The 13,906-nt window shown below is 50.2% G+C and carries 9 protein-coding genes; 2 read left to right on the top strand and 7 right to left on the bottom strand.

Annotation, left to right across the window (positions count from 1 at the left end; all coding sequences use genetic code 11):
* The first annotated feature begins 13 nt into the window (after positions 1 to 13).
* Complete coding sequence (locus tag H9Q78_RS08610) at positions 14 to 1,156, top strand: ABC transporter permease (RefSeq protein ID WP_249301004.1); 1,143 nt, start codon at positions 14 to 16, stop codon at positions 1,154 to 1,156.
* Positions 1,143 to 2,354 carry an ABC transporter permease gene (locus H9Q78_RS08605; RefSeq protein WP_249301002.1) on the top strand — a complete coding sequence of 404 codons (1,212 nt, stop codon included), beginning with the start codon at positions 1,143 to 1,145 and terminating at the stop codon, positions 2,352 to 2,354. The genes H9Q78_RS08610 and H9Q78_RS08605 overlap by 14 nt, the downstream gene beginning before the upstream one ends.
* A gap of 13 nt (positions 2,355 to 2,367) precedes the next feature.
* Here the strand turns inward: H9Q78_RS08605 and H9Q78_RS08600 are convergent, their stop codons facing one another.
* From H9Q78_RS08600 to H9Q78_RS08570, 7 genes are all read right to left on the bottom strand, one after another.
* Positions 2,368 to 3,459: a putative NPN-dependent ornithine cyclodeaminase gene (locus H9Q78_RS08600; protein ID WP_249301000.1), complete on the bottom strand. Its 1,092-nt coding sequence runs from the start codon at positions 3,457 to 3,459 to the stop codon at positions 2,368 to 2,370.
* A 129-nt stretch (positions 3,460 to 3,588) separates the two neighbouring features.
* Positions 3,589 to 7,512: an ATP-binding protein gene (locus H9Q78_RS08595; protein ID WP_249300998.1), complete on the bottom strand. Its 3,924-nt coding sequence runs from the start codon at positions 7,510 to 7,512 to the stop codon at positions 3,589 to 3,591.
* A gap of 52 nt (positions 7,513 to 7,564) precedes the next feature.
* Positions 7,565 to 9,052 carry an extracellular solute-binding protein gene (locus H9Q78_RS08590; RefSeq protein ID WP_249300996.1) on the bottom strand — a complete coding sequence of 496 codons (1,488 nt, stop codon included), beginning with the start codon at positions 9,050 to 9,052 and terminating at the stop codon, positions 7,565 to 7,567.
* An 84-nt stretch (positions 9,053 to 9,136) separates the two neighbouring features.
* Entirely contained in the window at positions 9,137 to 9,814 is a 678-nt protein-coding gene (locus H9Q78_RS08585) for a nucleoside recognition protein (RefSeq protein WP_249300994.1), read from the bottom strand.
* Positions 9,815 to 10,437: 623 nt separating this feature from the next.
* Positions 10,438 to 12,015 carry a hypothetical protein gene (locus tag H9Q78_RS08580; RefSeq protein ID WP_249300992.1) on the bottom strand — a complete coding sequence of 526 codons (1,578 nt, stop codon included), beginning with the start codon at positions 12,013 to 12,015 and terminating at the stop codon, positions 10,438 to 10,440.
* A complete protein-coding gene (locus tag H9Q78_RS08575) occupies positions 12,008 to 12,718 on the bottom strand; it encodes an ABC transporter ATP-binding protein (protein ID WP_249300990.1) in 711 nt (236 codons plus the stop codon). The genes H9Q78_RS08580 and H9Q78_RS08575 overlap by 8 nt, the downstream gene beginning before the upstream one ends.
* A gap of 119 nt (positions 12,719 to 12,837) precedes the next feature.
* Entirely contained in the window at positions 12,838 to 13,893 is a 1,056-nt protein-coding gene (locus H9Q78_RS08570; RefSeq protein ID WP_249300988.1) for an NAD(P)H-dependent flavin oxidoreductase, read from the bottom strand.
* Between the last annotated feature and the right edge of the window lie 13 nt (positions 13,894 to 13,906).

Genomic DNA, 13,906 nt, shown 5'->3' with positions numbered 1-13,906 from the left:
GAAGGAGGTTCTCATGTTTATCAATATATTTGGAAAACGGATCAAAGCCGCGCTCCGGAACTGGAGCACCCTCATATGGACCTGGATCTTCCCCATAATGCTGGCCACTCTGTTCTTCTTCGCTTTTTCCGCCCTCGACGAGGCGGACCTTCTGACTGTGATTCCAATTGGAATCGTGGATAACAAGGAATACGGAGAGGATACCGTCTTTCGCTCTGCGCTGGATTCCCTGTCCGCGGATGGAGATGATAAGCTTTTCGAAGTAACGGTATATCCATCGGCAGAGGACGCTGGAAAGGCCCTGGAAAACCAGGATATCGACGGCTATATCACTTTGGAAAACACTTCTCCGAATCTCACCGTGTCCGACAGCGGACTCAACCAGACCATTATCAAAAGCTTTTTAGACCAGTACAGTCAGACAGAGCATGCGATCACTGACATTCTCGCAGAAAATCCGGGAAAAGCCTCAGAGATCTCAAAGCTTTTTGACAGAGAATCCTTCACCAAGGAAATCTCTCTGACTAAGAACCCTCCCTCCCAGACGGTCAACTATTTTTATGCTCTGCTTGCCATGGTCTGCATGTACGGTGCTTTCCAGGGACATGAAAGTGTGTCCTATCTGCAGGCCAACCTGTCTCCTTTAGGCGCCAGGCGGACCTTGTCGCCGGCAAAGCGGCTTCCTATGGTGGTCTATGATCTGCTGGCGTCCTTCGCCGTGCATGTTCTCTGTCTGATGATGCTGGTCGCCTATATTGTACTGGTGCTCGGAGTGGATTTCGGATCCAATCTGTGGATGGTGATCCTCACCTGCGGCCTGGGAAGCCTTCTGGGCATCGCCTTCGGTGCGCTCATATCCGCCGCGACAAAATTCAAGGAAGGCATGAAGGTGGCGCTCATCATTACCATCACCATGGTCTGCAGCTACGGCGCCGGTCTGATGGTCTCCGGTATCAATTATACGATCGCCCAGAAGCTTCCTGTGCTGTCCTGGCTGAATCCTGCAGCCCGAATCGCGGATTCCTTCTATTGTCTGTATTATTACGACGATCTCAGCAAATATTTCCTGAACCTGGGAATCCTGGCCGCCATGACTTTCACCATGTTCATCATCACCGCATTTTTCCTGAGGAGGCAGCGTTATGAAAGTATTTAAAGCATGTTTGCTGATCATGAAACGTCACAAAGGGCAGATACTGACCTATCTGATCCTTTTCATGGGAATCTTCATAGTCATCTCCGCTTTTATGTCCACAAAGATCACGCCGGACTTCTCCGAGACCAAACCGGAGTTCACTATCATCAACCGCGATAAAGAAACGGCACTCACCGAAGGTCTCAGAGGCTTCCTTTCCGACCACGGCACGGAGGTGAATTTGGACGATAAAAAAGACGTCCTTCAGGACGCCATGTTTTATCATGCTACCGAATATATTCTGATCATCCCGGAGGGCTTTGATGCCTCCCTTGAGGCCGAATCGCCGATTTCACTGGAAACGGCTTCCGTTCCCGGCACCGGCGACAGTTACTACCTGGATAACCTGGTAAATCAATACTGGAGCTTCATAAACACCTATCAAAAGACCGGCCTCCAGATGGACGACGAGGTCCTGGCCGCCAAGGCCCTGGAGTCACTCGCCCTGGAGACCTCAGTGGCGACAATGCGTTTCTCTGCCGGGCAGCCGATGGATGACGCATATTACGCTTACAATAGGGTACAGAGCTACATCCTCCTGGTACTGATCCTTCTCTGTGTGAGCTCTGTGACCCTGTCCTTCAAGCGGCCCGAACTTCAGATGAGAAACCTATGCGCTCCCACCACCGTCCGGGCCAAAAATTTCGGACAGTTCCTTTACTGCGGCGTAGTCAGTCTTTCCGTATGGCTCCTTTTGAGCGTTATGGGAATCATCCTGTCCGCCGGCAGACTGGCCGGCACGGACTGGCGGCTGATAGGGCTGATGCTCTTAAACAGCTTCCTCTTCTCCGTGACCTCACTGGCGATTTCCATGCTGGTCAGCCATTTTATCAAAAACTCCAATACCCAGAATGCTTTCGCCAACTTCCTGGGCCTCGCCCTGAGCTTCCTGGGCGGAGCTTTTGTCCCGCTGGAATTTTTGAGTCAGAGCATCCAAGCCTTTTCAAGATTCACCCCGGTATACTGGTATTCAAAGGCCGTCACGGACATTTACAGCCTGACCTCGCTGGACAGCATTTCCCTTCGTCCGATCTGGCAGGCTTTCGGCATAGAGCTCGCCTTTGCCGCTGCCATCCTCTGTGTCTCCCTGGTTCTGGGAAAATACAAAAGCAAGGCGGAGAATTCCTTTGGAAGCATCCGAACAGAACTGGATTCCTGATCATATGGCGAAATCAGAATTTCACGCCCTTGCTCACATTGACGACAAAATCCTGTACATTGGTCACGATTCCCTTGGCAGACAGACTTCCTCTGTCTGCCAATTTATTTACCGCAAACTCGGCGATGTCCACACAGTAGAAATATACCTGGCGCACCGTACCGTCGGGCAGCACCCGGAAGGACGGTGTCATATTCCCCACGGCGATGGAATGAAGGGTGGTGGCCATACAGATTACCGTCGTCGCCTTACGCACACAATCCCTCATGGCATTCTGTCCGTCATAAACATTCGCATAGACCTCCGGGAGAGGGCCATCGTCACGGATGGAACCCACCAGAACAAACGGCACATCCTTTTTCACACAGCTGTATATAATGCCGTCCTGAATGTTTTCCCCTTCGATGAATTTGGGAATGGAACCATAATATTTCACCCGGTTTATGGTGTCCAGATGATTGTAGTGCCCCATAGGACGGCTCTCCTGGGTATAGATATCCTGGCCCAGGGCTGTCTTCAGATAGGCGCCCTCCAGATCGTGAGTCGCCAGGGCATTACCCGCAAGAAGGCCGTGGACATATCCGCCCATGACCAGCTTGGAAAAAGCCGCTCTGGAATCGGCGTCAAAGGCGCATGCCGGCCCCATCACCCACAGAATATTTCCATGCTCTCTCTCATATTCCAAAAGCTCATATAAATGGTCATAGTCCTTGGAAAACGCAGTTTCTCTGGAGCGGCCGAGGCGGAATGCGAAAGAATCGTCCAGACTGCTGCCCCTTTCATTAAAACCATTGGTATATACATATATGCCGTCCTCACAGTTCTCTGTCCTGCCTACAAAGACAAGATCGCCTTGTTTCAGGTTTCTGAACTCACGGACATAAATCTTTCCATTTTCATATACCGCCACACAATCCATCCTGCTCTCTTCTGCCAAAAGCCAATTTCCGTTCACCTTGAAATACTCCGGAAAAATGGTGGTGGAATGGTATGTTACCGGCGCCACCTTATCCTTTGGAGCGGGCTCCCATTTCGCATCCGGAGCCTCCGTGAACATCTTCTGGGTAAAATCGGGCGCCGTATACTTAAGCAATTCAAAACTCATGACTTTCCTCCTTATTTATCTCCTCATTATTAATTCCTGGCATGACCAGCGGAAGCCGACAGTTTCCATCGAAACCGCCAGCTCCATTTATAATAAGCATATCAAAATCCATGATAAAATGCAAAGCCTTTATTTCATGACTTTTTTCAGAGTCCTGATCAGCTCCTCAATGTCGATCGGCTTGGCCAGGTGTCCATTCATCCCGCTTTCAATGGACTTTTTCATATCTTCATCGAAAGCATTGGCCGTCATAGCGATTATTGGCACGGTACCTGCATCCGGCCGGTCCATGCGCCGAATGACTCTTGCCGCTTCCAGCCCGTCCATGACCGGCATCCGGATGTCCATGAGGATTGCGTCATAATAGTCCTCGTCATGCCCTGCAAACCGTTCAACAGCTATTTTCCCGTTTTCGGCAGTCTCTACCAGGAACCCGTTCATTTCCAGCAGCACCTTGGCAATCTCCATGTTCAGTTCATTGTCCTCTACCAAAAGCAGGCGTTTTCCTTCGCAGCTCACATTGTCTGTATTTTCTTTCTCCGGATTTTTAGTTTCCTCCTGCCCGGTCTTCAGACATATCTTAAAATAGAAATTGCTCCCTTCCCCCGGACGGCTGTTCAGGCTGATATTCCCTCCCATCATCCGGATCAGGCTGCTGCTGATGGCAAGTCCCAGCCCGGTTCCTCCATATTCTTTCGTGGTATCGTCCCCGGCCTGCTCAAAGGCGTTAAATATTCTCTTGAAATTTTCCCTTTCAATGCCGATTCCAGTATCCTTAACAGAAAAGCGGATGCCCGTGCTGTTTCCCCGCACCTCTTCCTGTTCCACCGTAAGAGTCACGGTTCCTCCCTCCGGAGTGAATTTCACCGCGTTCCCCAAAAGGTTCACAAGTACCTGGCTTAAATGGAGAGGATCTCCCATCAGCCATTTATGCGTCAGGCTCACGCGGCGCACGAACTGAATCCTTTTGGCCTCTGCCTGCGGTTCAATAAGGCCGGCTACGCTCTCTGCCAGCTCCTCCATGTCAAAGGTCCTGATATCCAGCTTCATTTTTCCGCTCTCAATCTTTGACATATCCAGAATATCATTGATCAGGCTCAGTAAAAACTGGGAAGAACGGTCAATCTTATCAAGACATTCCTCCAGACGCTCCGGTTTCTTCACCTCATGGCGGGCAATGTCCGTCATGCCGATGATCGCGTTCATGGGAGTACGGATTTCATGAGACATGCGGGACAGAAAATCACTTTTTGCTCTGCTCGCCATATCGTAGCGCTCCCGGTTGATATTGGTCTCTATGATCTTCGTGATCTCCTGGAGGTCGCTCCTGTCTTTTTCCGCCCAAAGAGGCTGGTTCTCCCGGCATACGTACGCGATCGCGCCGATATAGTTTCCGCTGTCGTACATCGGGACGCAAATACCGTTCTTCCCGGATACCAGGCCGAAGAAGCGGCATTCATCCCTGCTCAGGGCATTTTCTCCGCCAAACTCTCTGCTCCCATCGGAGAAGAAACCTGTCAAAACCTCAAACTCCTGCCTGCTGAACCGGCGGACTCCAGTGCCCTGCCGGTCCCCCTGCACGTCATGCCATTGATATTTCACATAAGACGTACAGAAATCCATATCCACCAAGGTCAGCACAATATCCGACGCGCCATAGAAACGTCCCAGCTTCACAAACAGGACAGGGAGAATGTTGGAAATGTCTCCTCCCTTGTCGAAAAAGGTAAAAACATGAGAAACCATGTTCCTGGCATCTGAATAGGGAAGTGCCGCGATCTCATTGATCTCCCGGCGCTCTGCCTTTATTTCATCTGCGCTCAGCTCCTCAAATACAGCCATGCCTTTCCTGACGCCGGCTTTTACTGCGGCCAAAGCCCGCCCGGCTTCATACAGACAGTCCTTAAATTCTTCTCCGTCCTTCCTTCTGCTGATTCCGGCAGAAAAGCTTAAAGGAAAACGCCTGCCATCATATATTTCATCTATACGGGAAATAAGCTCTTTGAGGAATACCTGTGCAGTTTCCGGCCTTATTTCAGAAAACCATATGAGGATCTCATCTCCGCCCATGCGAAGAGCGGTAATGCGCTTCTGCTCCAACTCATTCCGTTTCTGAACCTCTTTCTTCATCAGAAGAATCTGACGTCCGGTCTCCTCCAGGACCGCATTCCCAAAGACCATCCCATAGCGCTCATTCAGCTCTCTGAAATGATCAAAATCCAGGAGCACAAGACATCCTGTCTTTCCTTTCTCGAATTCCAGCCGTATAATATCCTCTCCGACACTTCGCTCATAAAGGCCGGTAACACGGTCTCGGCGGGCAGATTCCAGGCGCATCAGCTCACGCACCTTCTGTTCATGGATGTTCTTCAGGCTGCCAATAATCTTTGTCTTTTCTCCATTTGAGTCACTGATGACCTTGCCGTTTAACTCCATCCACTCATAGTCCACATCCTGTTCAAAGAACCGGCCCCGGAACACCAGAAATACCGACTCCTCAGGATTTTCCAATATCTGCAGGAATTTCTCCAGATCCTCTCTGTATATCCAGCCGCTGTTCAGCCTCTCCTTCAAGTTTTCCAGGTGGAATTCGGCCTGTCCGCTTTTTTCATCCATGGCAAAATTCGATACGTCTATGGTGTCCTGACGGATATCATAGGAAAACAAAAGATCCGTGCTGCTCTTTAAAGCGATCAGATACCGTTCCTTTTCCTCCATCAGACGGAATTCTGCTTCTCTCTGTTTTTCTGTCAGGTCAGAGACCACCTCATACAATTCATCTACCTCGACGATATTGCTCTCTTTAAAGCTCTTCAGCTGGTGCTCAGAGCTTCCCCGGATACATTCCGCCAGACTCCGGATGGGCTTTGTCACAAATCCCACAATGAGGACTGTGCCCACAAACCCGAACACCAGAGAAAGAAGAATCGCCATGGACAGGTTCCTAAGTACGGCGCTTCCGATCCCGAACAGTCCGGATTCTTCCATGACGCCGGCCAGGACCCATACTCTCTCTGAAAACGGAGCATTGGTATTGTAAAGGTGCATTTCCCGCACAGAAGCATACAACTTTTCATCGTCTGACTCAATCGCATACAGTCCGTCATATTTCGTCTCCTCCAGGCTGATGCTCTCCGGCTTTTCATCTCCGAGGGATACGATCGTCCCGGTGGAAACCAGTGGAATATAAGAGCCATCCTCTGTCCGTTCCGCCAGCAGGTAGCTGCTGTACTGGTTCAGTTCTGAATATGGCATCAGATCCTGTAAATATTTGGTGGAAATATCAATTCCCATGATGCCGTACACAGTGCCGTCCTTATGAATCAGCGGTACAGAATAAGTGATGACCTCAGATCCGCCGTTCTTCCAGTCTCCCTCCAAATAAAATGGGCGGCTCCAATAACAGAGATTTTTATATCCCAGCTGAGGATTTTCCTCCGCCTCCATGAGCGGTTCATAATAAAAACTATCCGCCTCTTTTTCTCCGGCCGCTCCAAAAGCAAAATCCGTAGTCCAGTAGCTGTCAAGCGGCACATTTAATTCATGGGAGAAACGTGAACTTCCCCGTTTCATCAGTACATCCGAATAATCTCCGGGATTTGTCATGGGGTCCGCGTCGTGAAAATAAACACCCTGGCATTCCTGGGCGCTCAAACCGTCCCGCCCATTGGCCAGGATAATGAAAGTACCAGTCACAGAATTTTTTCGCAGCATATAAAGGCAGGAGGAAAGCATTTTGTGCAAAAGCTCTTCCTTCATTTCACTGCTGTTTAGAAACTCAGAAATGGACACATCCCTGTTGTTTAGGATCTCTCCAAGTCCGTTTTCAATCGTTTCCACTTCTTCGCTCACATTGGACCACTGCTGGATCATATTATTCTCCAGCAAGATCTGTCTGTTCTCCACTGTCCTATCCTGGATGCTCACCAGATACTGGTCCAGAAGGGAAGTCGTACCCCCGAAGATTACCGTTCCGAGGGAGACCACCGCCTGTACCAGCAGGATTACAAGAAGCGGTATGATAAACAGCCTGTAAATTGTACGTTTTTTCATCGCTTTCACCGTTTTCGACCACTTTCAAAAGAGCGCCCCGTCATTCAGCATCTCACTGCGCCGGTTCCTCCGCCGCAGCGTCAAGTCCCGCCTTCAGTGACTCATACCAGGCGTCAAAGGCTTCCTCCGTAATAAATGGAGCCGCCGCTTCTTCCAGCGTCTTTCCCGCTTCCAGCTCCGCTTTCACTTGTTCCCTGTCCGCGGCGGCTTTATCCGACAGATTGTATTCCAATACCTTTCTTGCGGCGCTTCCGCCATCAAATGCCTTATTGGTATACATCTTATTTTCAGTTACAGTATCAAAGCCGATTATCAGTGAATCATATGTTTTGTCCGATACATCAATATTATGCTCACGGATCGTATCGTCCAGCTTATCTTTATCATAGGCATCCTTCTTGACCGGCATATAACCGCTGCTGCAGCCAAAATCATAGCTGTTCTGTTCCTCGGTAAACCATTTCAGAAATTCCACAGAGGCCTTTTCCTTGGCCTCGTCTGATTTCGTCACTACCATGCCCGCACCCTGCTGCACCGCATACGGCTCTCCGCCCTCAAACTGAGGCGCCGGCATCACGACATAGCCGATTGGATAGGTTTCTCCATTTTCCAGCTCCACCGTATCGGGGAAATAGGTGGCAGACGTGATGGATCCGGTAAAGGAAATGATCTCCCCAATCTTTACATCGTCCGAACGGAACCGTCCGTAAGCACTGAAATATCCCTTTATAAAGGGAACATAATAATTATCCCAGATCTTTTTCATTACATCCCGGTCTACATTATAAGTCACCTTGCCATCCTTCACCTGGAAAATCTCCGTTCCCAGCTGCATGGAACCTACAATGAAATAATTCGCCATAGCGTCTCTTCCATAAAAAGCATGTCCGTCATTGGGCACATCCGGCGTCAGGCTGTCCGTCCAGTTGTAATAATCCTCCGCCGTTTTGGTCACGCCCTCGATGGTCGAGAGCTGAGACATATCCGCTCCGGTAGCTTTTGCGAACTTCTCCCAATCCTCCTTGTTCAACATAAATACTTCACTGGATTTCGCCACGGGAAAGATATAAAGCTCTTCCCCGGAGCCAATCCGCCCTTCCTCTATGTAAGAGTCCACATAGCTGTCAAACTCATCCTCACCCATATATTTTGAAATATCCGCCAGGCAGCCCATCTTTTGGACGGCATAAGCCGTATCCGCATAAGATGAAAAAATGTTGGGAGCGTCGCCGCTTCCGACCTCTTTATTAAGCGCTGCCAGCACGTTAGTCTCCAGCTGGTTCACATCTCCCTGGCTGTGCCCTTCCACATGGATTCCTTTTTCCTGTCCGACTGTGCGGTTGAATTCTTCCACCAGATTATCAAATGCCGCCTGCTGCACCCCGTTGTAATAATGCCATACGGTGATCGCCACAGGGCTGTCTTTGCTCTGCTTACTTTCCTTCGGAGCCGTTCCGCAGCCCGAGAGCCCCAGAAGCATCACTGCCATCCCTGCCGCCGCAGCCCGTATCCACGCCTTTTTCTTTTGTATCCTTCTCATCTTTTCTCCTCACATGGCCTACCCGGCCCATTTTTATTCTTCCTCATAATTGTAGGTGATTTTAAATCAGATGTAAAGGTATATCTACTTTTTCCTTACTCCTGCGATCTTTGCAAAGGCCACGCCTGCGGCGGTGCTGACGAGTGTGGCCAAAATCGCGGGGGCCACAATGGCAGTGGGATTCACCGCGCCATACTGAGCCCGGTAAGCAATCATATTTATGGGAATCAGCTGAAGGGATGAGATATTCAGGATGAGGAATGTGCACATTTCCGTGCTGGCCGTCCCTCTGGGCACCGCTTTCCTCCGTCCGCGGAGTCTTTCCCCTGTCCCTGCTGTCCGTCCGCGCTCATTGCCGCCGTCACTTCCGACAGCGGCGCCGTTTCTCCGTTCTTCTTCCAGCTCCTCCAGGCTTTCCATAGCTTTCAGTCCGGCGGGAGTGGCCGCCCATCCAAGTCCCATGACATTTGCCACGATATTTGTCGAGATCTCGTCCCTGGCTTTGTGTCCAGGCGGGATATCAGGGAACATAAAGCCTACGAACGGCCTCAAGAGCCTGGTGATCTTCTGAATGATGCCCGCTTCCTTGGCCACCTCCATCATGCCGGTCCAGAAGGCCATTACCCCCGCCATGGTAATGCAGAGGGAGACTGCGTCCTTCGCCCCTGTAAGGATTCCGTCGGTCAGCTCCGCCGGCCTTCCCAATAGGACTCCCCATACGATGCCGAGAATCAGCATGGCGCCCCATAAATAATTTAACATGCTCTGTCTTCTCCTGAATCATCTTCTTTTCCACCACCATATGAAAAACGGACGGAAATCATTCCGTCCGTTTCTGTATGAAACGCGGTTTTCATCTCATACCTTGCCGCACGAAGTGCGCCTGCCCGGAGGGCATAAATTAAGGGATGCCCTTGGGTATACCTTTGAATACTTTTAAAACAAATATGTCTTATGAATCAGATGAGACAGGAGGAAATCCGCATCCATCCAGGCGGCTCGCTGGCAGCCGTAACCAGAATTTTTACGGCCTCCAGTCGGTCCTTTCCAACTGACATGGATAAATCGATATTTTTCCATGTCAGATTCCAACAAAAATCCGCATGATATGCGATTTTTGCCTCCCTGCGTCCGGGAAAATTCTGCCAACGCCTTTGCGGCGCTCGCCTTACGATGGAATCGGATTGTTCCTCCTGCTCCTCTTTCCACACCGATATAAGGCTTCCGCGTGTTTTGAAAACCATTGGAGCGGACACTGCAGCCCGCTGCGGTACGCGTGCGGGCCGTTGGTCCTGATCTGGATACTTTTTGAGATCAGAACCTTTCATTGCTGCCAGAATAGTGCGGCAGGCAGGGCGCCGGCAGAAAGATTCCGAGCCGGCCTATCATCTCCGAAGCCGGAAGGTCTTTGGCGCATACCGATAGACCAGAAAAAGCGCCAACACGATATACACCGCGCAGAAAACGATCACCAGAACGCCAAACAGGAGGACCGGGATTCTCTTTCCCACGAGCACATAGCAGACCAGATAAGTAACGCCGTCCGCAATGCTGTAGAGCATACTTTTCATCTCAATCTCCACATTATAGGGCTGCAGCAGATAATAGAGCACCAGATTATGGACAGAGAAAAACACGCTCATGAAAAGGATGGACACAAACAATATCGCATAGTTCATGTATTGATCTGTACCGCCCGTAAGATACAATAAGAGCGGCAGTCCGGCGGCCAGGACCAGCGTAGGCGGAAGATTCAGCCAGATCACTGATTTAAGCCGCTCCCTGAACAGGCTCAGAATCACGTGGGGCTGCCGGTAAAACCGGTATGTCAGCATACTGTGGTCACAGTTCATGAACATGGCCTGGGAGACCACCTTTCCCCGGTTAGTCAAATACATCACAAACATGAAATATGGAAGAATGGTCAGCATCAACCCGTTTACCTGGACGCCGAACTCGGGTTTTATCAAGCATACCGCAGCAATCATCCCCCAAAGGAGGAGCAGAATGGCAGCCGTTCTTTTCGAGGACCGGATCAATATCTTTCTATGTCTTTTCATAAAAAGATCATGGAAATAGGCAAAGCCGGATTTTCCACTCTCTGCCTCCGCCGTTATATCGATTTTCTTCTGATAGCTGCCCTGCATGATCTCTCTTTTATTTTCCGCTGTATAAAAAATCACGGATGTTCCGCTCAGCATCTTTCGGCACATGGCGCTGTATTTCCGGAACCGAAAGACATAGACGAGGCATACAGTTCCCAGCACGATTCCTATAAGTCCTGCCGCCCAGGCGATTCTTTCATCCAGCGCGTATCCCCAGATCGGCGGGCCGTACGCGGCTGCCAGCAAAAGGGCCATAATAATCCAAGCCGCCGCCGGCAGGTTATTCTCACTTCTTGCCTTTCCATTTTTCTCATAATCCCGCAGCACACAGGCGCTGATCACCAGCTTGAAACCCACGATAAAAAATGGATACAAGATACAAAGCGACAGAGACAACCCGGCCTTGGTCCCGAGCCAGATCATAAACGGCATAAATCCCACTATCATCTTGATCAGGAAATACAGATAGTTGGATACCACATATTCCCGGGCATCCATGTTCATGAGGACAATCCCATAATATTTATCCTTTGTGGGATTGAAAAGATTGGTATTTGTGTAAGCCCCAATGAAGCTTAAAAATAACAAGATATGAGAAAACCCGGCCCCTGTTTCTGCCTTTGTGAGTCCTGTCACCAGGGAGACCATAATGAAAAGATACAGAAATTTCCCCAGAAACACCGACAAAATCTCCCACAGAACCGCTATGACATTGGCAAATGCCTTCAGCCCCCGGCTCGCGTACAGCCGGTCCGGCAAAAGCTTCTTTATTAGAGGTATCTGCTTCAGAGAATAAATCACACTGTTCGCTTTATAGGTATTTCTGAGACGGAAACCTGCCTTAAAGGTACTAATCATTTTCTTCCCCCTTAAGCGCCTGTATGATCTTATCCTTAAAGTCACGGTCAGAAAGGTTTTCTTTTGTGACCGGCTCCAGTACGCCGCCGTTCAAAACCGCGATTTCATCGCACAGATCCAGAGCAAGCTCCATAATATGCGTGGAAAAAATAATGATATGGTCCTTTTTAATCTGCCGGAGCAGCTGCTTCATCTCCTCCGCCACCACCACGTCAAAGGAGGTGAGGGGCTCATCCAGCAGAAGCACGGCCGGATCCGCGATCAGATTGACAAGAAGCTGCATCTTGTTCTTCATGCCGTGGGAATAATCCTTCAGCAGCCTGTCTCTGTCCTCCGAATCAATATCCATGAAATCAAAATATTCATCCTCTGATTTCACTTCCTGTATCCGTTTCCTGTTGATATCCAGAAAAAACTTAAGAAACTCCCTTCCGGTCAGGAATTCAGGCACCACCGGTGTGGACAGCACATACCCGATATCCTCCGCCGCAGGCTTCCGCGCTGCGCCGTCCTCGTCCTCCAGAAAAAACTCTCCGCCGTCGATTTCCATATCTTCATTGATACAGTTAAAAAATGTCGTCTTGCCTGCCCCATTCCGTCCCAAAAGCCCATAAATCTTTCCCTTTTCAAAGGAAAAGCTGGCCCCGCTCAGAACCTCCTTTTTGTCAAATGATTTCTTCAGCTCCCGGATAACTAATTTCACTGCTGTTTTATCCTCCTGTCATATGTCGTACATAAAATTTTGTATCCCTTCTATTATAGCAGATACTATATCCTATGGAAACCCCGGCATTATGAAAACAGATTTCACCGCTCTTTTTGTCACATCAGATCTGCGATCACTTCCCGGACCGTCTCAATCCTCTCGGCCCGAAATGCATTGGCTCCGCAGAACAGCAGAGCGTCCTGGATCTTCCCCCTGGCCGCGTTCAGCAGAGCGTCCGTGATGCAGTACGGCATCTCCTTTGGATTACATTTCTCCAGGCATTGGCGGCATCTGGACGCTGGCTTCCGCTTTTCCTTTACCTCCTGGAGGAACTTATTGAGAATCGCTCTTCCCGGCATGCCCACCGGGCTCTTTGTGATGACGATGTCTTCCTTTTTCGCGGCTATATAAGCCTGCTTATAAGCGGCCGGCGCGTCACATTCCCTGGTGGTCACAAACCGGGTTCCCACTTGTACGCCGTCGGCTCCCAGGTCATCCATGCAGTGTTCCACGTCTTTCCTGTCGTATACGCCCCCTGCCACGACAACCGGAATCTTTTTTCCATACTTCATTCCACATTGTCTGACCTCTTCGGCGATCTTCCGTATTTCTCCGTCATAATCCAGGTCCCCGATATGGGACAGTTCCTCCTCCCGGAATCCAAGATGGCCTCCGGCTTTTGGCCCTTCTATGACCACCATGTCCGGCGCCGTCTGATAATGCCGGTCCCACAGCTTGCAGATGACGGCCGCCGCTTTGACAGAGGAAACGATCGGTGCGATTTTCGTACGAAAACCGCGTACCAGCTCCGGAAGCTTTGACGGAAGTCCTGCTCCGGAAATAATAATATCGGCCCCGGCTTTTACCGCCGCCCGCACATAATCCTCATACCGTTTTGTAGCCACCATGATATTGCAGCCGATGATTCCTCCCGGCGCTATTTCCCTGGCCTTATTAATTTCCTCACCGATACATCTCAGATTTGTCTCGATGGGAGCCTCGTCAAATTCAGGATCCCGAAATCCAATCTGTGCTGTGGAGATGACGCCGATCCCGCCTTCCTTCGCCACGGCGCCTGCCAGCCCAGACAGGCTGATCCCGACTCCCATGCCACCCTGCACCAGCGGGATTTCCGCGGTCAGATCTCCAATGACCAATGGCTCTCTTTTCATATATATCTTTCCT

The sequence above is a fragment of the Qiania dongpingensis genome (genome assembly GCF_014337195.1).
GTDB lineage: Bacteria > Bacillota > Clostridia > Lachnospirales > Lachnospiraceae > Lientehia > Lientehia dongpingensis.
The sequence above is the reverse complement of the archived record's forward strand: the minus strand, read 5'-3'. Positions and strand labels throughout refer to the sequence as shown.

Excerpts from the sequence above, each read along its gene's own strand:
- H9Q78_RS08610 (WP_249301004.1), top strand. The coding sequence starts at position 14 with ATGTTTATCAATATATTTGGAAAACGGATCAAAGCCGCGCTCCGGAAC.
- H9Q78_RS08605 (WP_249301002.1), top strand. The coding sequence starts at position 1,143 with ATGAAAGTATTTAAAGCATGTTTGCTGATCATGAAACGTCACAAAGGG.
- H9Q78_RS08600 (WP_249301000.1), bottom strand. The coding sequence starts at position 3,459 with ATGAGTTTTGAATTGCTTAAGTATACGGCGCCCGATTTTACCCAGAAG.
- H9Q78_RS08595 (WP_249300998.1), bottom strand. The coding sequence starts at position 7,512 with ATGAAAAAACGTACAATTTACAGGCTGTTTATCATACCGCTTCTTGTA.
- H9Q78_RS08590 (WP_249300996.1), bottom strand. The coding sequence starts at position 9,052 with ATGAGAAGGATACAAAAGAAAAAGGCGTGGATACGGGCTGCGGCGGCA.
- H9Q78_RS08585 (WP_249300994.1), bottom strand. The coding sequence starts at position 9,814 with ATGTTAAATTATTTATGGGGCGCCATGCTGATTCTCGGCATCGTATGG.
- H9Q78_RS08580 (WP_249300992.1), bottom strand. The coding sequence starts at position 12,015 with ATGATTAGTACCTTTAAGGCAGGTTTCCGTCTCAGAAATACCTATAAA.
- H9Q78_RS08570 (WP_249300988.1), bottom strand. The coding sequence starts at position 13,893 with ATGAAAAGAGAGCCATTGGTCATTGGAGATCTGACCGCGGAAATCCCG.